The organism is Schlesneria sphaerica (assembly GCF_044336245.1).
In the GTDB taxonomy this organism is placed as follows: domain Bacteria; phylum Planctomycetota; class Planctomycetia; order Planctomycetales; family Planctomycetaceae; genus Schlesneria; species Schlesneria sphaerica.
The window spans coordinates 3,018,135-3,043,832 of sequence record NZ_CP172346.1; the positions used below are offsets into that span (position 1 = coordinate 3,018,135).

The following is a 25,698-nucleotide window of genomic DNA, read 5'->3' on the forward strand; positions in this document are numbered from 1 at the left end:
TCACTTCCATCACCCCTTTCATGACGGGGCCACGCCATGAACGAGAAAAACAGATCTGCGACCTGATCTATGAGAATCCTGGTTCTAGCCGATATCCACGCCAACTGGCTGGCCCTGAGCTCCATTCGTGAAACTTTTGACGAATGTCTGTTCCTCGGCGATCTCGTCGAATACGGCGTGGACCCGATCCCCTGCATCGACTGGGTACGCAAACACGTCACCTATGCGATTCGCGGAAACCACGATCACTCCGTCGCACAGCGGGTGCCTCCCCCTGTCGGTACGGGATTCCGCAGACTTGCAGGTGCCACCCGACAACAGCACTGGGACATCCTCCGTCCTTCGCATTTAAAATATCTTTCCCAACTCCCCGTCACTCAGAACGTGACGATCGACAACCTGCGGTTTCATCTCGTCCATGCCACACCTCGCGATCCAATGGATGAGTATCTTGCTGCGGATGCGGAAGGCTGGGAACGGCGATTAACGAATATTGAAGCTGACTTCATTTGTGTCGGACACACCCATATTCCGTTTCACCTGACCCTGGGAAACCGTCAGGTCCTGAATCCGGGAAGCGTGGGACAACCCCGGGATGGAGATCCCCGCGCCGCTTACGCCATTATCGAAAATGGGCAAGTCGAACTGAAACGAGTCGCATACGACATCGATGCGGCCGTTCGGCAGCTCGAAGCCAGCGGCATGGACAGTGACGTCATCGAACTCGCCGCTCAGGCTCTCCGTTACGGAGGTCGAGCCAAGCCCCTCCGTTAGCCTGACCTGGCGCCGTACAGCGGACGAATTCTCTTTCTCGCCGTTTACGGAAAACGGTCTCTCCTGCAGCACGGAACTGCGGTACGGAACTGCAGCACCGAACACGGGAGTCACGACGGAATCCCAGAAAGAGAATTCTTTTCCCGGCCGGATGCCTTACAATTCGCCATTGTCTCGCGATGAACGAGGATCGATTCCTCGTCCACCATTTTTGAGGACGATTTTCATCAGAAATCAACGGGCGATTGGGGCAAAATCGATGAGGATCTTAATTGTCGAGGACGAAGAAGCCCTCGCGTTGGGATTGAAATTCAATTTCGAACAGGAAGGGTACGAAGTACTGCTCGCCGGGGATGGTCCGACGGCCCTGAAGATTTTTCACACGGCGGTCCCGCCCATCGACCTGATCATTCTAGACCTGATGCTGCCGGGGATGAGCGGATACGAAATCTGTTCTGCCATCCGGACCACCAATAAGCTGGTCCCGATCATCGTGCTGAGCGCACGCACGCTGGTCGAAGACCGCATGCACGCGTTCGATGTCGGCACGGACCAGTACATCACAAAGCCCTTCGCACTGCCCGAATTGCTGAACCGTGTCAAGAACCTGATGGAGCGACACCGGACCATTCTGACCGACGTCACCTCCAATGGGACCACCAGTGAAGGGGTCATCTCGGGCGTTTACACCTTCGGCGATGTCCGCATCGACTTCCAGTCGTTTGAAGTGTCCGTCGGTGACAAGAAGCACGCACTCACCACACTGGAAATGCAACTATTGCGCTACTTCATTGAGCACGAAGGGGAAGTGCTTTCGCGGCACCGTATCCTCGAAGAGGTCTGGGATCAGTCCGCCGATGTGACGACACGGACTATTGACAACTTCGTCCTGCGACTTCGCAAGATTCTTGAACCCGATCCCGCACAGCCCCGGTATATCGTCTCAGTGCGCGGAACCGGATACCGGTTTCTCGCACGTGCCGCTGAAGCCTGACGGGAGCACGATGACTTGCGATCTGACCGGTCACGGGCGAGAAATGACGACCCGTCCACGTTTACGGAGACCGCCAATGTCCAGCCAATTCGATCAAAAAGACTCCCACCGTCCCCCCCGAATGGGCAGGGCGATGCTCACTCTCATGCTCTGCGTCACGCTGTACAGCTCGGCTCTCCAGGCGGCTCCTCCCGAAAATACCGTGGAACTGGTCGACCTCGAAGGACAGACTCATACTCCTCTAAGGAATGCCAAGGCCAAGGCAACGATCCTGTTCTTTCTGCTGCCTGACTGCCCCATCTCGAACGCTTATGCACCCGAGATCAAGCGGATCGCAGCCCAATATGCTGAACAGGAGATCGCGTCGTTTATTGTTTATGTCAGTCCTGACCTTTCCGTTGAGGACGCTAAGAAACACGCGACCGACTATGGATATGAAATTCCCGTATTGCGAGACTTATCCTACGAATTGGTTCGCGAGACAGAAGTCACCATCGCGCCGGAAGTCGCCGTGGTCTCTGCTGAAGGGAAATGCCTTTATCGAGGACGTATCGATAATCTTTACGCCGCGCTGGGTAAACGCCGCTATAAAGCCACCCAGCATGACCTCAGAAATGCACTGGATGCGATTCTTCAGGGAGTCCCCGTTCCACAGGAGACGACGAAAGCGATCGGTTGTTATATTCCCAAGCCGAAAACAGACGCCCGACTACTCACTCGCTAGGGATCAGGTATGTTGTCCTTTCGCTGCCAGCTTGTCTTCGTCGCAGTCATCCTGCCTTGGTGGTCTCACACGCCGAGCACGTTCGCGGATGTGACTTTTACCAAAGAGATCGCTCCGATCATTTTTGAAAACTGTGCGACCTGCCATCGGCCTGGCGAGGCAGCTCCCTTTCCTCTGCTGACGTACGCCGATGTTCAAGAACGAGGGGACCTGATCGCCGATGTCGTCAAGCAGCGGCTGATGCCCCCCTGGAAAGCGGAACCCGCAGACTATCCCTTCCTCTACGAACGACGACTGTCCAAGGACCAAATCGAGCTCATTACCAACTGGGTCGATCAGGGGATGCCCGAAGGAAACGCGGCTGACTTGCCCGCACTCCCTGAGTTCGCCAGTGGATGGACCTTGGGCGAACCGGATCTTGTCGTTTCGATGAAGCAGCCCTACCAGGTTCCTGCGGATGGTCCCGATATCTACCGGAATTTCACGATTCCACTCGACCTGACCGAAGAACACTTCATCGCCGCCATCGCCTTTCGTCCCAGCGCACGTTCGGTCGTCCATCATTCGCTGTTCTTCTTCGACGCCACCGGACGCGGCCGTGAGCTGGAAGCCGAAGATGATGAACCGGGGTTCAAAGGGGGAATGGGAGCAATGATGAAATTGCGGGGTAGTCCCGTCCCACCTCAGGCCTTCGACGATCCCGAAACGGCTCCGAAACGCACTCCTCTGGCAAAGAGAGCGACTCCGGGCGCACCGGCATTCGGCCCGCTAGGTGGCTGGGCTCTGGGAGCACAGCCGCACCTGCTGCCGGATGGGTTGGCGTACAGGGTTCCAGCGGGATCAGACCTGATCCTGGCCACCCACTTTCATCCGTCAGGAAAAGCCGAAGAAGAAACCTCCACAGTCGGCATCTACTTTGCCAAAAAGCCTTCGAATCGCCGCTTTATGCCGATTCAGCTTCCGCCCGCATTCGGCGCGTTCAAAGGCATCGATATCCCACCGGGTGAAAAAGAGTATGTGATCGAAGACACCTTCGTCCTTCCCGTGGATGTCGAGGCCTTCGGAGTCGGAGCACACGCTCACTATCTCGGCAAATCGATGACGCTTACTGCAACCCTACCCGACGGAACCCGGCGAACAATCCTCTCTATCCCCGACTGGGACTTCGCCTGGCAAGAGCAGTACCGGTTTGCAGAGTTCGTCAAACTCCCCAAAGGGACCCGGTTGCATTCACGGATCACCTACGATAACTCGAAAGACAATCCACGTAATCCCAGCGATCCCCCGGCGCGAGTGCACTTCGGCGAGGAATCGACAGACGAAATGGGCAGCATCTCGCTGATGACACTGGCGGCAGACGAGTCGGAGTTACCGCTCCTGCAGAGTGCCTATCGGACCCACTTCCGATCCGCCCTGTTGAAGTCCCCCCTTTCGAAACTCTTTCAGGGTCGACTGGAAGCCGAGTAACGGCATTCCATGCCCTGTGCGGACCGACTCTCATTCTCCACTCAAGGATAGCCACGGTTGCCGCGTCTTCGCGGCTACCGTGGCGGCGTCAGCCGCAAGAGGTTTCCACAACAATAGCCACCACCCCTCCAACTCTGCCCCCCCACTACCGCCCCCGCCGACAGAGTTCTCCGGACTCGTTCTCATCGGGCGAGCATCGGCCCAAACGTGACTTCGGTTTCCATTCGCGACTTCAGCGGAGCCCATTCCTGCCTGCGAAATTCGCTCGTTAAACAATGCACAATAGTGATTGAGGCCGGTCAAATGCCGAGACCTATACCCCTGCAAGGGTTTACGGGAGGGCTCCCGTGGGCCGGCTGCGAGTCAAGGCATTACTCGTAGCGCAGGGCTTCAATCGGATCGAGGCGACTGGCTCTGCGTGCCGGGTAGTAACCGAAGAAGACCCCAACCGCGGCGGCAAACAAAAAAGCGACGATGCCGGCCGTAATCGAAACTTCGTGCGTCCACTTGGTGCCGGTGGTGAACGAATTGATCAGGGTCACCAGTCCGACGGAGGCACCGACGCCCAGCAGAAAACCAATCAGCCCCCCGACACACGACAGCAGAACCGCTTCGACAAGAAACTGCCTGAGGATATCATTCGCCCGCGCACCAACGGCCATCCGGATCCCGATCTCGCGTGTCCGCTCGGTGACAGAGACGAGCATGATATTCATGATCCCGACACCGCCGACGACCAGAGAGATTGCCGCAATGCTCGCCAGCATCATCGTCAGCGTACCGGTCACGGCACCAAAGATATTCGCAATCTCCGTCGTGTTCTGCACGATGTAATCGCGTGGCTGGCCAGGCTGAATCCGATGCCGTTCGGCCAACAGTTGGTCTATCTCCAACTGAGCCTCGGCCATGACCTGCATCGACCGGGCGGACACCATAATGGCCCCCACGTTATCAAATTCGGAACCTTGCAGGCGTTTCCGGACGGTCGTATAGGGAAGCAGCACAAGATTATCCTGATCCTGTCCCACCATGTTGGCCCCCTTTTTCTCGAGCACCCCCACTACGCGGAACGGGATATTCTTGATCCGGATTGTTTCTCCGATCGGATTGATCGTCTGAAACAACTTGGCCACGATCGTGTGCCCAATGACACAAACCTTGTTCGAGCTGCTGATATCCCGCTCGGAGAAGAACTCACCCTGTCGCACAGACCAGTTCCGCACCAGTGGAAATTCCTCGCTGACCCCGGTGATTTCGCGAGGACTGAAGTTGGAACTGCCATAGATCACTTGCCCTGAAGTCCCGATCACAGGGGTTGTCGCGAGGACAGAAGGACATTCGACCCCGATGGCCTTCGCATCGCGCGCAGTCAGAGTCACAATCGCCTGCTGAATGCCATCACGATTGCGCTGGCCGGGGAAGACCAGGATCATATTGGTTCCCAGCGCCTGAAACTGCCCTTGTACCAGAGCACTGGCGCTTTGCCCCAGTGAAACCATCGTCGTGACGGCAGCGATCCCGATCACGACCCCAAGCACGGTCAGTCCGGCCCGCATTCGATTCTTGTTCAGCGCTCGCCAGGCAATACGAAGCGTCAACATCAGATTCATCGCGACGCCCCGACTTTCGGAGGCTGGATCCCCGTCACCAACGCCTCTCCCGGCTTCAGTTCCCCCTCGACCAGTTCCGTATACTGGCTGTCACTGAGGCCGGTCACAACAGCGACAGCACGCAGCTTCGCCCCGTCCTGCACCCAGACATGTCGCTGGTCACGCTGCTTGCGGAGTTGGGTTCTCTCTTCGGCCGAGGCCAGGTTGCTGTTGCTCTGCGGCTGATCTTCGTCAGGCTCTCTGACCTTTTCCGTATGACCTTCCAGAATCGGCAGGTCCTCTTCCCGCACGTGCTTCGCGTCAGGGTAGAACCGCAACGCGGCGTTCGGAATTTTGACAACGTTCTCACGGTAAGCTACCTGGAACGACAGGCTGGCCGTCATCCCCGGCAGCAGCTTGAGATCGGGATTGGGTGCCGCCACGATGACGGGATAGGTCACCACGTTCTGCGAAGTGGTAAAATTCAGTCGGACTTCATCGACGTGTCCTTCGAACAGCTCGTCGGGATAGGCATCGACCGTAAAGGTCACCGGATACCGCTCGACCTGAGCCGCCTTGATCTGTCCGATGTCGGCTTCATCGACAGAAGCATAAACATGGACTTCTTTCCGCAGGTCCGGTGCGATGATGAAGAGCTCCGGTGTCTGAAATGACGCAGCCACTGTCTGCCCCTCATTGATCTTGCGATCGATGACCATTCCATCCATCTTGGCCCGGATCTCAGTATAGCCCAGATTGGCCGCCGAATTCTTGAGAGTCGCCTCTGCCTGCTTGACTGCCGTGATCGCGGATTTGAGTTGCGCTTCGAGCGACAACCGGGCAAACTTGAACTTGTCCATCTCGGCCTGAGCGATGAATGAGGAATCCTCGAGATGCAGCGCAATGGCCCGCTTCTCATCATTCCGGGCCTGTTGCAGTTGAGCCCGCACGCGGTCGACGTCCGCCTCACGATTTCTCAGCGAGGCTTCGTCGCGAGCGACGTTGGCTTCGTACAGCAGCGGATCGATCCGCGCCAGTAGGTCCCCCGCTTTCACTTCCTGATTGAAACCGACATTCAGCTCGATCACCGGTCCGGAAACGAAACTTCCCACAGCCACCTGCAGCTTGGGCTTCACGGTGCCCGTGGAATTCACCATCGACTTGATCGAACCCTGCACGACCTTATCCGTACGCCAGTGGACCAGATTTCTCCTGGCGAGATAGGCCTGCATGGGTGCGGCAGCCGCATAACCGATTCCCACCAGAACCAGGATGAACAGCAGCCATCGAAGAAGCATCTTCATGTTCTGGAATCACCACATCGAAGAACACACAGCCGGCGTCAGATACGGAATCTCTGGCGGAGAGTGGAACGTCCTGCGGGAAATCATCCCACGCAATCTCACTCGGTCCCCTCACTATAGGGCGTGGTCGCCCCAGTTAGCCACAAGAAGTGGCCGCTCAATTCAGGATCTTTTCATTCTCCCGGTATCCGAGGTCCTCTTTTTGGCACGATAACTCAGCCGCAAGGTCTGTCAGGGGGACAAATCGGGAAACACCCAGTGGGCCCACCTGACAACCGTCTTCTGTCAGTTTGGCAGTGATCTGCCTTCGTGGTCCCGCTTTCGTCGAACGCCACGCCTGGTTTCGCTTCGCTGTCCCGTAAAGAACGGGGCGAATTCTCATCGAGCAACCGGAAAACCACGTCGTTTTTGATTGGTACGATGTTTGCTAACTCGGGAGTAGCTGAATTGTCGGCACCGACGATCAAGGGGAATGAGATGGCCGTGTTTCGCTGGGGACAGACTTGGGATCCTTTTCGGGATCTTGAGCGTGAAGTCGACCAATTGCTCGCGCGGGTTTCGCTGTTTCACGGAATTCGTTTTGGACGGCAGTATCCACCTGTCAACGTCTACGAACGGGACGACGAGTTTCTGATCACGGCCGAATTGCCTGGGACTCGTCCCGAGGATCTTGAGGTTCTGATCTCGGGCCGCGTGTTGACGATCAAAGGACGGCGAACCGGTCCAGAGGGAATTCCCGATGACCGCTACCGCCGACAGGAGCGACCTCGCGGCGTCTGGCAACGCTCTTTGACACTTCCCGATCACATTCACGAAGAGAAGCTGGCTGCCGAATTCACGAATGGTGTCCTGTGTATTCGCCTGCCCAAAGCACGTGAGATGCAGCCTCGCCAGATTCCCGTCGTGAACGGGAACCCGCGATCCCCCGCGGAATAGCTGCGAACGAACCAACCACCTGCGTTGAGGAATCGAAAGACCATGTCCAGCGAAATCGTCCGTGCGACCGAGGTCGCCCCTCCGCCCCCACCGGAATATCCCGTCGATCAGGTTGTGTTCACACCCCCCATCGACATCTTTGAAACGCCCGAAGGGTTGATGCTACAGGCCGATCTTCCCGGCGTCTCGTCCGATTCGCTCGAACTGCAGGTGCAGGACAACAAACTGTCGCTTTACGGCAAGGTCTCTTCGTCCGTCCCCTCAGATGCACGCCTCATCCATCAGGAATATCAGGTCGGACACTTCCTGCGGTCGTTCATCCTGAGTGATGAAGTCGATCACGAGCGGATCTCGGCCAAGTTGAATCAAGGTGTGCTCGAGGTGATTCTGCCCCGATTGGCGAAACCCGAGCCACGGCGAATCCAGATCCAGACCGACTGAATACGGTGAGTCACAGGACGCGATCATGCCCGGGCCCTCAGGGGACCAGCACGACGCGTCCCACAGGGGACAAACTCCTGCCCGGTCCTGCCCCCCTCACTCGCTGGCTGCCGCAGGAGATCCTGGTCGTGTCCCGCGTTCGGGGAATACGAGACGCATTCGCCCCTTGCGCGGTCGGGCCGACAGTTATTCCCGTGAATCGACGAACCGCTGATGCCACAGTTCAAACACCAGCAGCAGCCAGAGGCGGGGACTATGGTCCCATTTCCCGCTCATGTGTTCCTCGAGTAATCGCCGGACGGCAGCGGGGTCGAAGTAGCCCCGGTTCAGGCAGCGGGGGTCGAGCAGTGTGTCCGTCAGGTACTCCCGCAGAGAATTGCGGAACCAGTAGTTGAGCGGAACGCCGAACCCCATCTTCCGACGCGTTTGAATCGACGCAGGCAGCAGTTCGGAAAATGTGCTGATCAGGATCTGCTTACCCCGTCGTCCCTGCAGCTTCCACTTGCGCGGCATTCTCGCGGCCAGTTCCACCACGCGATGATCGAGGAAGGGGCTGCGGCATTCCAGGCTGAAGGCCATGCTGGCGATATCCACCTTCGTGAGGATGTCGCACGGCAGGTACGTTTCGGCGTCGACACAGCAGGTTCGCTGGACCATGTCAGACTCGGAACAGCGGGCATAGCTGTCGAGGATGAACGACGCTCCGTCATAGCCTCCCAGCGTCTCCTGAAAGTCCTGCGAGAAGAGTTCAGCGCGGCGAGAATCGTCGAAGATGCTGATCCAGTTCGTATACCGCCGCTGAGCCGTCTGACTGAGCCCCGCGAGAAACCGCTTCAAATGCCTGAGTCGGGATTTCTGCTGACCCGATGTGGGAACCTTTTGCCAGAACGAAGACGCAATCAGGCTTCTGAGGGGGGCGGGCAGGCTGTCGACTCGCGCCGCCAGATCAACGGCCTGATAGCGATCATAACCGGCGAACAGTTCATCACTGCCATCTCCGGTCAGGGCGACCGTCACCTGCTTGCGTGTCAGTTGCGACAGGTAGAGCGTCGGGATGGCAGAGCTGTCCGCGAACGGTTCGTCATAGTGCCATGTCAGCTTCGGCAGCATCTCGACCGAGGTTGGATCAACAACAAACTCGTGATGGTCGGTCCCCAGATGCGCCGCCGCCTCGCGGGCATAGCTCCGTTCGTCGAAGCGTTTCTCCGAGAAGCCGATCGAAAATGTCTGAATGGGCCGATCCACATGCTGCTGCATCAGCCCGGCAATGATCGTGGAGTCGACTCCCCCGGACAGAAAAGCTCCGAACGGAACGTCGCACCGCATGCGGATCCGAACGGCCTCACTGAGCGTCTCTCGCAGGTCGGCGGCCCATTCTTCCCGGCTTCGCTCCGGCACTGAACTCGCAGCCTCAGCCGCGTCAGGTCGAGCAAAGGGGGCTTCCCAGTATCGCTGCACGATCAATTCGCCGGTATCCGCATGAAACTCGGCCCAGTGAGCGGGGGACAGCTTGGCATAGCCCCGAAAGATGCTGCGAGGATGGGGGACGTATTGCAGCGTGACAAAGTCGGCCACTGCCCGCGGGTCAATCTCGCGCGTCGCACCGGGGACTCGCATTAGCGCCTTGAGCTCGCTGGCGAATGTGAACTGCCCCCCCGCCAGTCGGTAGACCAGCGGCTTTTGTCCCATGCGATCGCGAGCGAGAAACAGCGTGCGACGACGATCGTCCCAGATGGCAAACGCAAACATTCCGCGCAGATGCGACACACAGTCGCGCCCCCATTGCTCGTAGGCATGGACGATGCATTCCGTATCCGACGACGTCCGGAAACGGTGACCAAGCGATTCCAGTTGCGGCTTCAGCTCACGGTAGTTGTAGACTTCGCCGTTAAAAGCAATCCAGACCGTCTCGTCCTCGTTGGACATCGGTTGATGACCGCCGGACAGATCGATGATGGAGAGCCGGCGAAAACCGAGCGCCGCTCCGCCCCCCTGAGTTCCATTCGACGAGGCGAAGTAGACTCCCGCGTCGTCAGGCCCCCGATGGATGAGAGCTTCTGTCATGCGCTGCAAAGTCTGTTCGCTGAGCGGCGCAGCTCCCTGAGTCCAACTCCCGCCAGCAATCCCACACATGAAATCGGTTCTCAGAGGCTACGATACAAGGCTGCGTACGCATCCACCATACGCGAAACACTGAACGAGTGTTGAATCCGTTTGAGACCATTCTGGCCCAATGACTCGCCTAATCCGGGTTCATCAATCAGTCGACGCAGGAACTGCATGTAACCGACCGTGTCCGCCAGTTTCGGCAAAAAGCCCGTCTCGCCCTGCAGGACCAGTTCGCGGTTCGCCGGAATGTCACTCGCGACCACAGGCAGCCCGACCGACATCGCTTCCATCACGCTGTTCGACATTCCTTCGAAGCTGCTGGCCAGACAGAACACATTGAATAGGTTTAACCAGCGTCCGGCATCGGCCCGGTGTCCCAGAAACCGAACATGCTCTGTGCAGCCAATGTCGCGGGTAAACCGCTCCAGCCGCTCGCGCTCGGGACCATCGCCCACCAGAACGAGGAACAGGTTGGGTCGAATTTGTCGCAACGTCTCCACGGCCCAGATCAGGTCTTCGACCCGCTTTTGCGTTGCCAGCCGGCCGATGTACCCCGCGACGAAGGCATCCGCAGGAAGCCGCAGTTCTTCCAGCAGGGCTCGCCGCAGCGTCGCACGACTGGAAGAGGGCGCCGCAGGGACTTCGATTCCGTTCGGAATGCAAACCAGTTTCTCGTTCGGAACCCCCAGCTCGCGGTAGAAATCAACGACACTGGGCGAGTTACCGACTAACCGATCCGTCTTCTCGATCAGTCGTCGATCCAGCCAGAGCTGCCAACCCGCTTTCCACCGATCGACACAGCGTTCAGAAACGACCACCTTTGCATCGGGAATCGCTCCTCGGCACAAGCGACCATAACTGTTGGCGGCAAACAGCCAGGTGTGCAGGATCGATGGTTGCAGTCGCTTGAGTTCCGTGCGGAGTCGCATAAAGGCGAACGGATCAAATTTGGAGCGTTTGCCGATGATCGTGAGCGGAATTCCCGCCGCACGTAAGTCCTCTTCCCAGGGACCGCCGCGGGTCAGCGCGATGACGGAAACATCAAATTCCTCTTTCGGCAGTCCGGTCGCCAGCAGTGCGAGTTGCTTCTCGGCTCCGGAACGGTCGAGGGTCGGAATCAATAAGACCAGACGAATCTTGGACACGGTATTTTCATATCGGGAAGGTGCAACGCGGAAATCCGCGCCAAGTCTAATCAGGTCGTCGAAAGAGTGCCAATCGTGCATCCCGCCGGTTCGACATCACAGTGCCCCGCTGATCCGCAATCCGCCGCTGAGACAGATCCACCTCAACTGGTGGGGAACGCGATTCTTGCCTTTTTTGGGACGGGACACGGGGCGAGTGCGGCAAACAAAAGGGCGATCAATCCGTGAATCTGCCCCCTGCGGTATGGACATCAGGCGAGTCGCATTCGACGATATGCGGTTCACTGAAGCGTCCTGTGACCCGACAGAATAGCAAGCCAATTACGACTTGGACTTCCCATGGATTCTCCCGTGTTCGACGACTCGCCCATGCCGGACCCGCCAGTGGAATTCTTGAACACACACTCCCCAGTCAGGAGATCGCGCGGTTGGACCTGGTTGGCGTGGATCGCCATCATTCTCACCGTTGTCCTGATGGCCCTGCCGCTGCAACTGAGCGATGATCCCACGGCGACAGATTCGTCCATCGCCATCCAGACGATTCAAGCGCGCTATCTGGTGGGTGCATCGTCGGTCTTTCCGGAGAATCGGGAACTCCTGCTGCAGCAACTCGATGAGATGTTCGGGCACGGTCCCGTCACGCATCAACTGATTGGAGCCGTCCTGGTCGGGGAATTGATTGGGCCTGAAGAAGCAATTGAAGTCATTGATGACATCGATTCGCAAATCGAAGCCGGTTCGCTGAAGGCGTCCGCCGAAGATACAGAGGCAGTCCATTTTCTGACAAAACTTCAGACTTCCCGGATCGGTAAACGGAACGGGGAGGAACCAATTTCTCCCGAGCAGCTGCAATCTGGCCGAACTCTGCTGCAGGAACGGCTCGGTTGGGTCGGCCGGCTGGCGATGACACCTCCGGACAGCGACGACCACACCGAACGCAAAAACTTAAAGGAACAGGCACGCCGTTCCTTGTTTACCATTATGGGCGCGTTCGGACTGGCTCTCGTCGCCTTTCTCGTCGGTACCCTGATTCAGTTGACCTTCTGGGGCCTGGCCATTGGGGGCTGGTTGAAGTCGGGAATCCGTCCATTGGCAGGGGACTCGGGCATCTATGCCGAGACTTTTGCCTTGTGGATGGTGGTCTTCGTCACACTGAATGTTGTCGTGCTCTTCCTGCCGCTTCCGAGCCGCAGCATGGTCTGGCTGTTCATTCCGCAGGTCGGCAGCCTTGGCGTGCTGGCGTGGCCGGTCATGAGAGGCCTCCGCTGGTCAGACGTTCGTCGAGATGTGGGGCTGACCTTTCAGCCTCAAGCCTGGTCTGCTCCGTTTGTCGGTATCGGAGCGTACCTCGCCGCAGCCCCCGTGGTCGCCGCAGCAATGGTGGTGACGTTCCTGCTGATCTTCCTGATCAGCTTGACCAGTGGCGCGGAAGAAGCCGTGGCAGAACCGGGACACCCAATTGTCGATCATATCCTGCGAGGAAGCTGGACGACGAAAATCCAGCTCATGTGCGTCGCCATCTTTGCCGCGGTACCGGAAGAGATCATGTTCCGCGGCTTCCTCTATCGGCATCTGCGGGCCGCCAGCGAGAACTGGGGTTACGTGCCGAGTGTTGCGTTCGCGATTTTGTTCAACAGTTTCCTCTTCGCCATCATCCACCCTCAGGGGTTACTCGGCCTGCCGATCCTGATGGGGCTGGCGACCGTTTTCTCACTCGTCCGCGAATGGCGGGGTTCACTGGTTCCGTGCATGATCACTCATGCTCTCGTGAATGCCGGAACGACGACGCTCCTGCTGCTGGTCACCGAATAGACCGGTGGGGCAGGCAAACTTGAAACCACAAAACGTCAACTTCGATCAGGTATTCTCGAACCACCCAATTGCACGGCACAGTTCAAACTGAGCCGTGTTGTAATCGATGACAGCGTTGAGATACGCCAGACGGGCAATCGCCAGAGCCTGAACTGACTGTAGCGACTCGATCGGCAGTCCCTGGGCGTTCTTGATGCGTTCCGTATTCAGCTGATAGGAGCGTTCCGCCGCGATGATTCCTTTGCGGCTGTACTCGATCCGCTTTTCTCGTTCGGTGACTTTTGCATGAAACTCCACGACCTCGCGTGCCACCTGATCCATGAGCGCGAGCTGCCGTTTCTGGTTCTGCCTGACGACCGAAGCGGCTTCACCCCGGGCAGCCCGCTCACCCACACCCAGGTTTCGAACCTCCCAGAAGGCCAGGGCGTCGACGTCGAGTCGGTCATTAGTATTTCCGATCGTGCTGCCCAGTCCACCTCCGAACGCACCGTAGCTCATGCCGAGCAGAACACTCGGAATCAGAGGCGCATATTTTTCACGGTTCAATCGCTCAACTGCTTCACAGACCAGGTGCTGCTGCTCGGCCAGTTCCGGACGGCGTGTGAGTGCGGTCGCCACCAGCGACGCGGGCGTCTCATCCTTGTCCAGTAGCGCCAGTGGAGCGACAACCGGCTCGTTTGTCGAAATACGGACCGATTGATCCCCGTGCAGCAGTTGAATCAAGCGTGCAGACGCGACCCGCACCCCTTCGACACCGGCCGCCACCTCTGCCTCACGAACCCCCTGTTCCGCCAGCATTCGTTCATAATCCGAACGAAGTCCCTGACCTGTCTCGGCATAGCTGCCGGTCAACTCCGCCAGCTTCTTCGTGTTGAACAAGGCTTCTTCTGCGATCGCCAGGCTTTGTTCCGCGCGCAGCAGCTCAAGATAGGCGACCGCCGTATTTCGCAGGACATCGTTCCGAGCGGCCGTCGCCCCGAACTGTCGCGACGCCGCCTGATGTTCCATGATGCGGGGCTGGAAAATGGCGTCGGTTGTGTGGAATTGGGCCACGACTCCCGGAATGGTCGGTGAACCCGACCCTGCTCCTGCCGAGGCTCCGAGACCTCCGTAGGCATTCGTCTTGTTCGTGCTGAACACGTTTCCGAGCACGTCCTGAACTTCCCCTTCATGGTGATAGTAGTTCGCGCCGGCACGTAAGGACGGCAGCCACAGTCCCTGAGCACGATCAACCCGGGCGTAGGACTCAAGAATTCGCTCGCGGGCGAACGCCACATTGGGATTCTGCGCATCGGCCAGTGACAAGACATGATCGAGACTGATCGGATAGCCGGGAGGCAGCGACTCTTCGACATCGACGATCGCTCGATCCCGAATTGCGTCGGAAGAACGATCGTCGTCCCCTTCACCTGTTGGCTCGGGTGGTGCATCCTCGGATGCATCGAATGAGTCAGAGTCCTCCCGGGAATCAGCCGCGAGGACGATCGTCGAGCGGTCCTCCGCCGGTTCACCGGAAGTTCTGGCAGAGCTGACACTCCGAATGGACGATTCCTCGGTAGCCTGGGTATGAGCCGGATCCTGCGACACCACCAGGTCTTTCGACAGTCGAACCTTACGCGTCGTCACCGCGCCATCGGCCGATTCTGCCGTGGCCGATTCTGCCGTGGCCGATTCAGCTCGATCCCCGTCCTCTTTCGAGGTGACGTGCCAGGTCTTCGGAGAATGGTCTCGCTGAACAATAGTGTTCGTTCTTGACGAGGCACAACCTGCCAGACAAAAGATGAGCGCAATCGCGCTCCCGCTTCGCCAACTCATGAGATCCTTCTCCCTGACACTGTCCATCCTGGACTTGTCTATTACTAATCGACTTCCGCTCAATTCATCGCACTTGGAAACCGAATTCCAGGTCACAATTCAGGCAACGATTATTCCGACTGTAACGATTCATCCGCCTCTCACGGCGATTGCTCGGGGTTCGTGCCGGCCAGCGGCGTTAACCGCCCCCACCACTGCCACTCCGTCTCTCTCGCACGATCACCGCAGAATCAGGCGGGCAAGACTGCTGCTGTTGCATCGGACTCGACTGACACGGCTGGTACCGCAGGTTTCTTTTCATCACGCACCATGAGCGAAAACAACGCTGGTAATACGAAGAGTGTCGCCGGTTCCCCCGCCAGCAACCCGCCGAGAATCGCGCGGGCGAGCGGTGCATTGGCTTCACTCCCATGTTCCAGTGCCAGCGCTGCGGGGACCATTGCGAAGAATGCCGCCAACGCCGTCATCGTCACGGGACGAACACGAATCGCTGCCGCTTTTCGAATCGCCTCGGTCGGAGACAGCCCCTCTTTCTGACGAAGTTCCTGCGCGAAGTCCGTCATCAGAACGGTGTTCGCCACCTTGATCCCCACCACGAAAATAATTCCCAGCAGAGACTGCACATTCAGTGCTGTCCCGGTGAAGTAGAGCATCGGAATCACGCCACCCAGCGAAATCGGGACGGTCAACATCACGGTCAGCGGAACAATGAACGACCGCCCCAGGGCCACCATCAGGAAGTACATCAATAGCGACGCCAGGATCAACCCATACCCCAGACTGGTGAACGTCAACTGCATCTTGGCATACTCACCCGCCATTATGATCTTGGACCCCGTGAGCAGTTGAGATTCCCCTGGGTGCCGCGGGTCGAAGGTCGACCACGTTCCATTGCTGATCGGCTTCCCGTACTTGTGCAGAATCTTCGTCACGTCGTCCGCAACTTCACCCAGGCTTCGACCGTCCACGTTCAGCGTCAAATCGGTTGTCGGCTGAATGTTCGAGTGGGTGATTTCCGACGGCACCGTCGTCCGCGTGATCGTCGCGACCGAACGCAGCGGGACGGGCGAGGACTGCTGCGGACTGGTGATCGGAATATCGAGCAGCGTGTCGATGGATTTGATGTCGTCTTCGGGGTACTGCACACCGACGTAGTACTGGTTACGGGATACCGGATCGATCCAGAAGTTGCGTTTGTTGAATGCGATGCTCGAATTACATGCCGCCACGACATTTTTCATCACATCCTGCTGAGTGAGCCCCAGCGCGGCCGCTTTGGAACGATCCACACTGATCGTCAGCTGCGGGTAGTTCAATCGCTGGATGATGCGTGCATCGACCACCCCCGGAACCTCAGCAATCTCTCGGCGGATTTGCTGTGCCACTTCGTTCGTCAGTTGCTGGTTTTTTCCCGTCACCTGGATATTGATCGGCGTCGACTTTCCTTCATTCAACGCACTTCGCACCATCCCCCCGGCATCGAATGAGAACTCAAGCTGTGCAAACTCGGCATGAGTAGCAAACGCGTGGCGCAGCTCGCGGACGTAGTGCTGAGCAGTATGTTTGTGGTGCTGATTCAGCTGCACTTTCACCAGTGCATCCATGGGACCTGCGTTGGGGGTGTAGGCAGCCGAGATATCAGGCGTCACTCCGATCTGAGCGACGACCATCTGCAGATCATGTTCGGGAATCACTTCCCGGATGAGATGCTCGACCTTTTCGACCGCCAGCTCCGTTTCCTCGATTCGCGTCCCGGTAGGTGCTCGCACCGTGAATTCGAAGGCCCCCGCATCGACTTCGGGAAAGAACTCGCGTCCCAGTCGCGGACCCAGGAAGACTGTAATCAGGACGACCGCCGCAATCGCTCCCCCAATTGTGGCCACGCGTTGCTTCAGCACACCGTCCAGCAGGCGAACATAGCCGGCAATCACGCGATCGATCAGTCGTTCCCACCGTGCAAAAAGTCCAACGCCGTGTCCTCCCTGCGAACCATGTCCGTCGTGTGTGGCATGCGGCTTCAGCATCAGAGCACTGAAGGAGGGAACCAGCGATTGCGACAGGATGTAGGCGGCCACCATCGCGAAGAACACCGCCAGCGTCATGGGACCGAACAGAAACTCACCAATGCTCGGAACCATCACCAGAGGTGTCAGCACCAGGAACGTACACAGCGTCGACACCAATGCCGGCATGGCCACTTCGCTGGAACCGAGATAACTGGCCCGCAGCACCGGCACTCCCAGCGACATATGACGGTGCGTATTCTCCAGACAGATAATCGCGTTATCGACGAGCGGACCGATCGCCAGGGCGAGCCCCGCCAGCGTCATCACGTTGATCGTCTGGCCGCTGGCGTACAGACAACCGATGGCGGCCAGCACCGACAGCGGGATGGTGATCACAGCAATCAGTGTCATTCGCCACTGACCGAGAAACATCAGGATGACCAGTGAGCACAAGATGGCACCCAGAATCCCTTCCTGAACCAGTGCCGAAATCGAACTCCGCACGTAGACCGACTGATCCATCACCAACTGCAGGTTCACATCCGACTTGCTGAGTCGGGATTGCATTTCGGGAAGCTGTCTTCGAATCTCATCAACAACGCTCAGCGTACTGGCACCCCGTTGCCGGTAGACCGGTACGTACACTTGTCGACGCCCATTCACCCGCACGACGTTCGTTTGAATGAATGACGAATCATTGGGGTCCGCCACATCCCGCAGGAACGACGGATTCCCAAAGTTGTTTCGCAGCGGAATCTCTTCCATCTGATCGACATAGTCATACATCGAGTTCGAAGCGATGGCATAATCGGTCCCCCCGATCTTCACACTCCCTGTGGGCAGGAAGATGTTGTAATTGTCCATCGACTGCATAACGTCGGTCGGGGCCAGTTGTCGCGACTGCATCTTGATGCGGTCCAGATACAGCATGACCGCCCGAATCTTTCCCCCATACACCACCGGAGCAATCGCGCCGGGGATGTTCATCAGCATGTTGCGCACTTCGTAACGCGCGACGTCGTACAACACCTGTTCGGATTCGGTCGGGCTGTCCAGAGCCACCAGCGCGATCGGAACCGTACTGCTGGGGTCGTAAGGCAACACCACGGGCGGCAATGTCCCGGGGGGCAGAGTTGGAAACTCCCACTGAGCCAGCGAATTGTCTTCGGTCAACGCGCCGCTGGGGTCGGTCCCGTTCTGAAAGAAGTTGCGGACAATACTCACGCCGACAATTGAACGGGATTCCTGACGAGCCACCCCGCTCGCCATCCCCGTCCCACGCTCCATGCGGTTTGTAATACTCTTTTCGACTCCGACCGCAGGCATCCCGCCGTAGAAGGTCAGTACCTGCACAGCCGGGTTCTTGAACACCGGCAGAATATCGATGGGAATCCACTGAAGTGTCAGCACACCCATGACCAGAATCGCCAGTGAAAACACGGTCACTGCGTACGGGTTAGCCAGAGAACCACGAATGAGACTATTCATAACGGCCCGTTTTCGGTGGGGAGGTGGGCGGAAGAACTGCAGGACGGTGGCTAGGAACGGGACGCTTCTGCGTGCACTTCAGTTCCATCAGAGAGTCCTGCGGGAGGACGCACGATGACATTATCTTCCGCCGTCACGCCGTCGAGGATCTCGACGTTGACGCCGTCGTGAGCTCCGATCGAAATCGATTCCTTTCTCGCCACACCGTCGCGAACGATGAAGACTTGTCCTTTTCCTGCAGCAAGATCCCCCACCAGACAGACGGAAGGAAGTGTCAACGTCTCGGCACTGGGTTCGAGCTGGATCTGCATTCTGCCGTACATCTGATCCACGATTGCTCCATCCTCATTGGGCAGATCGACCTCCGCTCGCATGCTCCGCGTGTTACGATCTTCCGAGTAAGCGATACGGGAAAGTGTCCCCGCAAAGACGCGGCCCGGCAGCGAGTCGAACTCGATGGAGACTGCATCCCCTACATGGGCATAAGGGACTTCCTTATCGGGGATATAGACGACCACGCGAACCAGACTGGTACGGGCCACCACGAACATCGGGGGGCCGTTCCCCTTTTCCGCAGACCGGATGAAGTCGCCACGGTGATAGTTTCGTACCGTGATCACACCGTCGTAGGGACTGACGATCTCGGCGAATGAGGCATAGAGTTTCGCTTTGTTGAGCGCCGCAGTGGCGACATGCGCATGCGCCTTCGCAGCGGACACGTCCGCATCGGCGAGGTCGGTCTGAGCCTGTGCGGCAGCAATCTGTTCCCGCGAGGTCAGCACCGCTGCTTCAGCCGATTGGACCCCTGCTTCGACGGATTGCAACTGAAACAGTTTCTCATCCACCAGCGCCGCCTGGACGCTGTCAGATTTATTCAATGCCTTGAATCGCTGATATTCCTTTTCGCGGAACGTATGTTCCGCCACCCAGCGTCCCCGATCCGCGATCGCTTTCGCATGTGTTGCTTCAGCGACCCGCTGTCCAATCACCGCAGCGGCCTTGCGGGCTTCCGCCTGTTTGACGGCCGCCAGGGTTTGCTCGCGCGTCGCTTCCGCGTGCTCGATATCACTTTCCAGTTCCGGTACCGCGATGCGCGAGAGGACTTGTCCCTTCTCCACGGGTGAGCCGATGTCAACGTTCTGCTCTTCCAGATAGCCTGACACCTTCGCGAACAAGTCTGCATGGTCATGCCAGTGGGCAGAGCAGGGGAGAGACGTCTGTCGCGCCGCACCACCCGCTTGGGCTCGCGTGGTGGTCACGCGTGTCACCGTAGAGGGAGCGGTCGCTGGCTTAACGTGCGGCACCGCAGGCTGAGCGGCGTCGGTCGACACGCGAAAATAATTGATGGCTCCAACCGCGCCCGCTGCCACCACAGCCCCAAAGATCCATGTTCGTTTGCGAATTGCTTTTGCCATCGATCTCAATCCCTCGGGGTCAACGTTTCAACGTCTTAGCCAGCACTATGCAGTAAGTATGCCGAAAGACCAGTTGATCCGACTTGAGAAATCCAAACTGCAAAACGATCGAAATTACGACAGTTTACGGCCCTACACTTGCGACGTTTTCAGCTTTCTACGAAACCTCGACTCATGATTCAACGACCTGAGGCAACGACGGATGAGAGTGGACAAATTCTGTCCCGTAACGGAGAGAAATCTGTCCACTTAGCGACACTCCATAGAGAAGAACTGGCCTCACTCACCTTGAAGCGGGTCCATCCCTGCTCAGCAGAAACAGGTCTGATGCGAAAAACCGGTGGTGTCGCAGCGATGGAAATGAGATTCACTATCATGAGCGATCTGAGCCTTGCGCCCCTGCGGGGCATGACAGGCACCGCCAGGTTTACAAGGGCAGAGCATGTGGCGTCTGACACAACGTGTTCGTCTTCCAACCGTCGCACTGGGACTGCTCTGGATCGTCCACAGTGTGGCGACCACCATGTACGTCCCCTGGCAGAATCAACGACAGCGCGCCGCACTCAGTTCAATCCAGTCCACCGTGGAAACCGCACTTCGGATTCAAGAGAAGCTTTCGCAACTGCAGTCCCTGGCCGGGCAACCCGACGCCAAGGCACAGACGATATCACTTCAACAAGCCCTCTCTGCAGATATTGTGAAGCTCCAGGGACAACTCGACGACCCCGCTTCCAAAGTCCTGCTGGCCCGAATGGCCACATGGGTCGACACCTGGGATCCCACGACCCTCGACCCGAAAGACTCGTCCGACTTACAGGATCTGATTGTCGACTGCCAGCAGTTCATTCGCTCTGAACAGGTTCATCTCCTTGATGCCGTCGATCAGCGCAGCCGCACCGACGTCGCGGTCATGGTGGTCCGAGCGGTGCTACTCGTACTGGGATTGGCGATCGGCCTGGGTCTGGCAGTCTGGATGTCACGCAGTCTCACGAGATCACTGTCCCAGATCAGCGTGACACTCCGCAGCGTGGAAGGAAACCTCGACACCGACCTGGGACACATCAACGTGATCTCGGATGTCCCGCCGGAAGAGTTATCTCTGATCGAAACTCAGGTCGATCACGTCGTCCGCAATCTTCGACGAGTCGCCGATGAATTACATGAAACCCGACAGGGGATGCTGCGAGCGGAACGGCTCGCGGCGGTCGGTGAAGTTGCCGCAGGCGTCGCCCACGAAATTCGTAATCCGCTGACATCGGTCAAACTTCTGATCCAGCGTGCGGCAGAACGAACTCCGGTTCATTCCCTCACCGAAGAACAACTCCACGTCCTGCTCGAGGAAGTCTCGAGAATGGAGAACACCGTTCAGGGCCTTCTCGATTTCGCCCGACCGGAAAAGCCGCACTACGTGAACTGCGAACTCTCCGCCATCGTCAAACGAACGCTGACACTGCTCGAAGGACGCCTCTATCAGAACCACATCAAACTGGTTATGGAAAACGGGAACACACATGCGTTACTGCACTGTGATCCGAACATGATTCAGCAGGTGCTGGTGAATATCATTATCAACGCGATCGATTCGATGCCCGAGGGAGGTACCCTGACAGTACGGCAGTCGTGCGAGCCCGAAACGTCCTTTGCGGTCGTCGAGTTTTCTGATACCGGACCGGGTATCGAGCCCGCGATCCTGGCAAGACTTTTTGAACCGTTCGTCACCACACGCGCCAATGGTTCGGGACTGGGCCTGGCAATCAGCAAACGGTTAATTGAAGAGCAGGGTGGTACACTGACCGCGACAAACGTGCCTGGCGGCGGGGCCACATTCGTCGTTCGCTTGCCTCAGACACGCGAATCTCATTGCAAGGAATAGAACGATGGGGAAGTTACTGGTCATCGACGACGAGCGAAACGTCCGTTTCAGTGTGGCGGACGTTTTCTCAGAAAGCGATATCGACGTCCGGACCGCTGACAACGGTGAACAGGGCCTGCAACTGGTCACTGACTGGAATCCCGACGCCATTCTGCTCGACATTAAGCTCAAGCATGAATCGGGACTCGACGTCTTCAAGTCGATCCGCGAGATCGACCCCAAAGCAATCGTCATTCTGATGACCGGCTTCGGTACGTCGGAAGTCGCCATTGAGGCCATGAAGAATGGTGCTTTTGATTACGTGGTCAAACCTCTCGACATGAACCTGCTCCGCGATCTGGTCCGGCAGGCGTGCGACATTCGGCGCATGGTTCAGGTCCCCACGTTCATTAACCAGGCCGACCGCCCGGAATCGCAACCACAACAGATCGTCGGCAGCAGCCCTTTGATGCGAAACGTCTTCAAGCAGATCGGCCGCGTCGCGCCGCAGAACGTCAACGTGCTGATCCTGGGGGAAAGTGGTACCGGCAAGGAACTCGTCGCCCGTGCAATTTATCAGCACAGCCGCCGCAGCCAGGGGCCGTTTCTGGCCATCAATTGCGCTGCCATCCCCGAAAACCTGCTGGAGAGTGAACTGTTCGGGCACGAGAAAGGAGCCTTCACCGGCGCGCATCAGCGCCGGATTGGCAAGTTCGAGCAGTGTGACGGAGGGACGTTATTTCTCGACGAAATCGGCGACATGGCCCCCGCAACCCAGGCGAAAATTTTAAGGCTGCTGCAGGACGGTTGTTTCGAACGAATCGGCGGAAACGAACTCGTCCAGTCGGATGTTCGGATTCTGGCCGCCACGAATCATGATCTTGATCAACTGATCAAGCAGGGGCGGTTTCGGCGCGACCTGAATTATCGCCTGCGAGGCGTCACGATCACGCTGCCGCCGCTGCGGGAACGAAAGGAAGATGTCGCCGAACTGGCCCACCACTTCCTGTTCCGGTATGCCGCGGAAGTCGGTAGCCCCGTCCAGACAATCGCCCCCGAGACGCTCGATATCCTCACCCATTACTCCTGGCCCGGGAACGTCCGGGAACTGCAAAATATCATCCGGGGAGCACTCATCTCTGCCACCGGCACCGTGCTGTCCCCCGCTTTCCTGCCTGCTGAAATTCTGAACGAAGAAGAGGCCACCAACGACCTGAGCCTCGATCCGATTTCTGATGACCTCGCATTGTGGAATGCCATTCCCGCGAAGGTTGATCGCTGGCTGATCGACGACGAAGTCGACATCTACAGGAAGGCCCTCGAGTACTTCGATCAGTACATCATCGGACGAGTGTTGCGCCACACGTCCGACAATCAGGCTCAGGCCGCAGATCGACTGGGACTCAGCCGCGTGACCGTCCGCAGCAAGCTGCGCGCGTTGATGGCGAAAGCAGAAAATCGCCCGCCACGCCAAGTCTGAACTCAACTTCTCGCCAGACATCCCCCTTGCCAACGGCGGCAGCGTTCCCGCGATTGACGCGCAAACTCATGCAACAACCCTGAACGCAGGTGGCTCGGTCCGGCCCCTCTGCTCTCAACGCCGTCTGAGTTCCGACCGCCTGAAGAGCGGCGAGAACGGGCATCCTCTGCGGCAGGCAAATGGGTCGCCTGACATCCGCTCTCCACTCGTGCCTCGTTGCCGGAACAACAGGCCGGAACGAATCTGCGCAAGACAGGAAAGCTGCGGCGATTTCACAAAGACTGCCAATTATTCTCAATCAATCGCTTACAACACCTACACCATCTTCGCATGAGATTATGTGCGCCAATCAGAATTTCCGAAACATTCACTACAGAGGAAACTGCCGACTCGTCGGGGGAGCCCAGTCCGTGGCCAACTGGAGTCATCCCGCCTGAATGACGGATCGCAGCGAATTCAGATCCTTCTTTGATGGACACCCCAATGCGATATGGAATCTCGATTGCGCCGTCGACTTCTGGTCGTCGCCGCTTTGTACAAGCCACTCTCGCAACTCTTCTCGCCGTCACAGGGATGGCATTTCACGCTCACAAAGTCTCTGCCTCGGAAGTCTTTGACGAACTTCGGGTCCGCATCGAAAAACTGGAAAAGGAGAACCGTGTTCTGCGTGCGGATATGGAATCGAGCGTCACGTCCGCGAATTTCGACGAGATGCCGCCACCCCCTCCCGGAGCGGCATTTTTCGCCGATCCCTATGACTCCGCCGCTCAGGAGGAACCCGAATCCGACGACGATCGACGCATCAATAGCCTGATTGAAAACTATTTGCGGCGTCACCCGGTCGCCGCCCCTCGCGACGACCACGCCCAGGACAGCAAGCTGAGTGCTGTGGAGTCGAAGATCGCAGGAGTTCTTGAGCGACTCAACAAGAAGACGTATCCCACCATTCAGATGAACGGTGCGTTCCAGGCCGATACCGGCTTCTTCATGCAAGATGCCAACAGCTTGCTCAGCTATGGCCACATTGCCAACGGTGCCGACTTCCGTCGTGCTCGACTCGGCGCAAAGGGTGCGATCAACGAGAACGTCAACTACGCGTTCCAGATGGACTTCGCCTTCTTCGGACGTCCCACCTTTACTGATGTCTACGTCGAACAGACCAACATCCCCTACCTCGGAACGGTCCGCATCGGTCAGTGGAAACAACCCTTCAGCCTGGAAGTCACCAGCAGCTATCGCTACACGACCTTCATGGAACGTTCCCTGCTGTTCCAGCCCTTCGACGCCTTTCGCCGGCTGGGGATTGGTTTCTACGATAATGCAGAGGACCTGTCAGCCACGTGGGCCGCTTCGGTCTTTGCCTCAGGTCAGGATCAGTTCGGAAACACCCTGTTTCAGAACCAGACGTCGAGCGGACTGTTCACCAACACCAATATGGGAGGGGTCGGTTCGGCGGAACGATTCACGTGGGTCCCGTACTGGGATGAAGCCTCAAAAGGGACCGACTACCTGCATCTGGGGGTCGGACACTACTTCAATGCACCGCCCGGACAGACGACCAGCTTCCGCACCATCCCCGAACTTTACATCGGTCAGTCCGCCAACGTCGTGAGCGGAGGAAGCAGCTTCCAGCCGGTTCCCGGCGGAGCAAACGGGACCCCGTTCTTCGTCAACACCGGGGCTCTGCCCGTAAACTTCTTCAACGTGCTCGGCACGGAACTGCTGTGGGTTCGCGGCCCTCTGTCGGTTCAGTCGGAAGGGATGGTCAATCTGGTGACCCAATCGGGCACCACCGCAGTCCTGCCCGGTTTTTACACTCAGGTCGGCTACTTCCTGACGGGCGAACATCGTCCTTATGACCGGAAACTGGGACAAATCGATCGGGTCATTCCCTTCAAGAACTTCAGCTTCACCAGGGATGGATGTAATACCGGCATGGGAGCCTGGGAAATCGCCGGCCGAATTTCGCACCTGGACCTCAACGACAAATCGATTCAGGGAGGAACCATTACCGACTACACCGCGGGCCTCAACTGGTACGTGAACCCCAACGTCAAGCTGGTGCTGAACTACATCCACTCCAGTTCCAACTACGCCGGAGTCGGGGGCGCCGCACCCGTCGCAGGAGCCATCAGCCGCCGCAACGAAACCGACATGATCGCCGCTCGCTGCCAGATGGATTTCTAGTCAACCTGAACCGCCGTGTTCACACCATAAGCGGAAACCGCAGACACCAGACCCACGACAGGCCACCTGACGAAATGCTGAGTCCTGACTGACGGCTCCCCCCGGTCGCCGCATCAATGCGGTTGGCCGGGGGGCATCCGTTCCCAGCGGGTTTCCTCTC

17 protein-coding genes are annotated in these 25,698 nt (G+C 58.0%); 10 read left to right on the plus strand and 7 right to left on the minus strand.

The window, feature by feature from the left end:
- Positions 1–69: 69 nt before the first annotated feature.
- From ACGY09_RS10910 to ACGY09_RS10925, 4 genes are all read left to right on the plus strand, one after another.
- Positions 70–774, plus strand: coding sequence for a metallophosphoesterase (locus ACGY09_RS10910; RefSeq protein WP_373650215.1), 705 nt, complete (start codon positions 70–72; stop codon positions 772–774).
- 259 nt (positions 775–1,033) lie between these two features.
- Positions 1,034–1,768, plus strand: coding sequence for a response regulator transcription factor (locus tag ACGY09_RS10915; RefSeq protein ID WP_373650214.1), 735 nt, complete (start codon positions 1,034–1,036; stop codon positions 1,766–1,768).
- Positions 1,769–1,844: 76 nt separating this feature from the next.
- Positions 1,845–2,492 carry a redoxin family protein gene (locus ACGY09_RS10920; RefSeq protein ID WP_397571565.1) on the plus strand — a complete coding sequence of 216 codons (648 nt, stop codon included), beginning with the start codon at positions 1,845–1,847 and terminating at the stop codon, positions 2,490–2,492.
- A 9-nt stretch (positions 2,493–2,501) separates the two neighbouring features.
- Positions 2,502–3,959: a c-type cytochrome gene (locus tag ACGY09_RS10925; RefSeq protein WP_397571566.1), complete on the plus strand. Its 1,458-nt coding sequence runs from the start codon at positions 2,502–2,504 to the stop codon at positions 3,957–3,959.
- Between the two features lie 371 nt (positions 3,960–4,330).
- Here the strand turns inward: ACGY09_RS10925 and ACGY09_RS10930 are convergent, their stop codons facing one another.
- Both ACGY09_RS10930 and ACGY09_RS10935 read right to left on the minus strand, forming a co-directional pair.
- Complete coding sequence (locus ACGY09_RS10930; protein ID WP_397571567.1) at positions 4,331–5,560, minus strand: ABC transporter permease; 1,230 nt, start codon at positions 5,558–5,560, stop codon at positions 4,331–4,333.
- Between the two features lie 5 nt (positions 5,561–5,565).
- Positions 5,566–6,852: an efflux RND transporter periplasmic adaptor subunit gene (locus ACGY09_RS10935; protein ID WP_397571568.1), complete on the minus strand. Its 1,287-nt coding sequence runs from the start codon at positions 6,850–6,852 to the stop codon at positions 5,566–5,568.
- A 477-nt stretch (positions 6,853–7,329) separates the two neighbouring features.
- Between ACGY09_RS10935 and ACGY09_RS10940 the strand changes: the two genes are divergently transcribed.
- Together ACGY09_RS10940 and ACGY09_RS10945 are read left to right on the plus strand one after the other, a co-directional pair.
- The gene (locus ACGY09_RS10940; protein ID WP_397571569.1) at positions 7,330–7,788 is read left to right on the plus strand and encodes an Hsp20/alpha crystallin family protein; all 459 of its coding nucleotides are present in this window, start codon (positions 7,330–7,332) and stop codon (positions 7,786–7,788) included.
- Between the two features lie 42 nt (positions 7,789–7,830).
- Entirely contained in the window at positions 7,831–8,229 is a 399-nt protein-coding gene (locus ACGY09_RS10945) for an Hsp20/alpha crystallin family protein (protein WP_373650208.1), read from the plus strand.
- 186 nt (positions 8,230–8,415) lie between these two features.
- Here the strand turns inward: ACGY09_RS10945 and asnB are convergent, their stop codons facing one another.
- Entirely contained in the window at positions 8,416–10,362 is a 1,947-nt protein-coding gene (gene asnB / locus ACGY09_RS10950; RefSeq protein WP_397571570.1) for an asparagine synthase (glutamine-hydrolyzing), read from the minus strand.
- A gap of 11 nt (positions 10,363–10,373) precedes the next feature.
- Complete coding sequence (locus tag ACGY09_RS10955; protein ID WP_397571571.1) at positions 10,374–11,483, minus strand: glycosyltransferase; 1,110 nt, start codon at positions 11,481–11,483, stop codon at positions 10,374–10,376.
- Between the two features lie 339 nt (positions 11,484–11,822).
- Here ACGY09_RS10955 and ACGY09_RS10960 point away from each other — a divergent pair, with 339 nt between their 5' ends.
- Positions 11,823–13,295, plus strand: a complete 1,473-nt coding sequence (locus tag ACGY09_RS10960) for a lysostaphin resistance A-like protein (protein WP_397571572.1) — start codon at positions 11,823–11,825, stop codon at positions 13,293–13,295.
- A gap of 45 nt (positions 13,296–13,340) precedes the next feature.
- On the opposite strand, the gene ACGY09_RS10965 is transcribed toward ACGY09_RS10960, so the two are convergent.
- The 3 genes from ACGY09_RS10965 to ACGY09_RS10975 all read right to left on the minus strand — a co-directional run bounded on the left by ACGY09_RS10965 (position 13,341) and on the right by ACGY09_RS10975 (position 20,019).
- Entirely contained in the window at positions 13,341–15,110 is a 1,770-nt protein-coding gene (locus ACGY09_RS10965; protein WP_397571573.1) for a TolC family protein, read from the minus strand.
- Positions 15,111–15,340: 230 nt separating this feature from the next.
- Complete coding sequence (locus tag ACGY09_RS10970) at positions 15,341–18,604, minus strand: efflux RND transporter permease subunit (RefSeq protein WP_397571574.1); 3,264 nt, start codon at positions 18,602–18,604, stop codon at positions 15,341–15,343.
- Between the two features lie 50 nt (positions 18,605–18,654).
- Positions 18,655–20,019 carry an efflux RND transporter periplasmic adaptor subunit gene (locus tag ACGY09_RS10975; RefSeq protein ID WP_397571575.1) on the minus strand — a complete coding sequence of 455 codons (1,365 nt, stop codon included), beginning with the start codon at positions 20,017–20,019 and terminating at the stop codon, positions 18,655–18,657.
- Positions 20,020–20,461: 442 nt separating this feature from the next.
- Here ACGY09_RS10975 and ACGY09_RS10980 point away from each other — a divergent pair, with 442 nt between their 5' ends.
- The 3 genes from ACGY09_RS10980 (at position 20,462) to ACGY09_RS10990 (ending at position 25,538) form a co-directional block, all read left to right on the plus strand.
- Complete coding sequence (locus ACGY09_RS10980) at positions 20,462–21,892, plus strand: ATP-binding protein (protein ID WP_397571576.1); 1,431 nt, start codon at positions 20,462–20,464, stop codon at positions 21,890–21,892.
- A 4-nt stretch (positions 21,893–21,896) separates the two neighbouring features.
- Entirely contained in the window at positions 21,897–23,351 is a 1,455-nt protein-coding gene (locus ACGY09_RS10985; protein WP_397571577.1) for a sigma-54-dependent transcriptional regulator, read from the plus strand.
- 483 nt (positions 23,352–23,834) lie between these two features.
- On the plus strand, positions 23,835–25,538 hold the full coding sequence (locus ACGY09_RS10990) for an OprO/OprP family phosphate-selective porin (protein ID WP_397571578.1): 1,704 nt from the start codon (positions 23,835–23,837) through the stop codon (positions 25,536–25,538).
- The last annotated feature ends 160 nt before the right edge of the window (positions 25,539–25,698 follow it).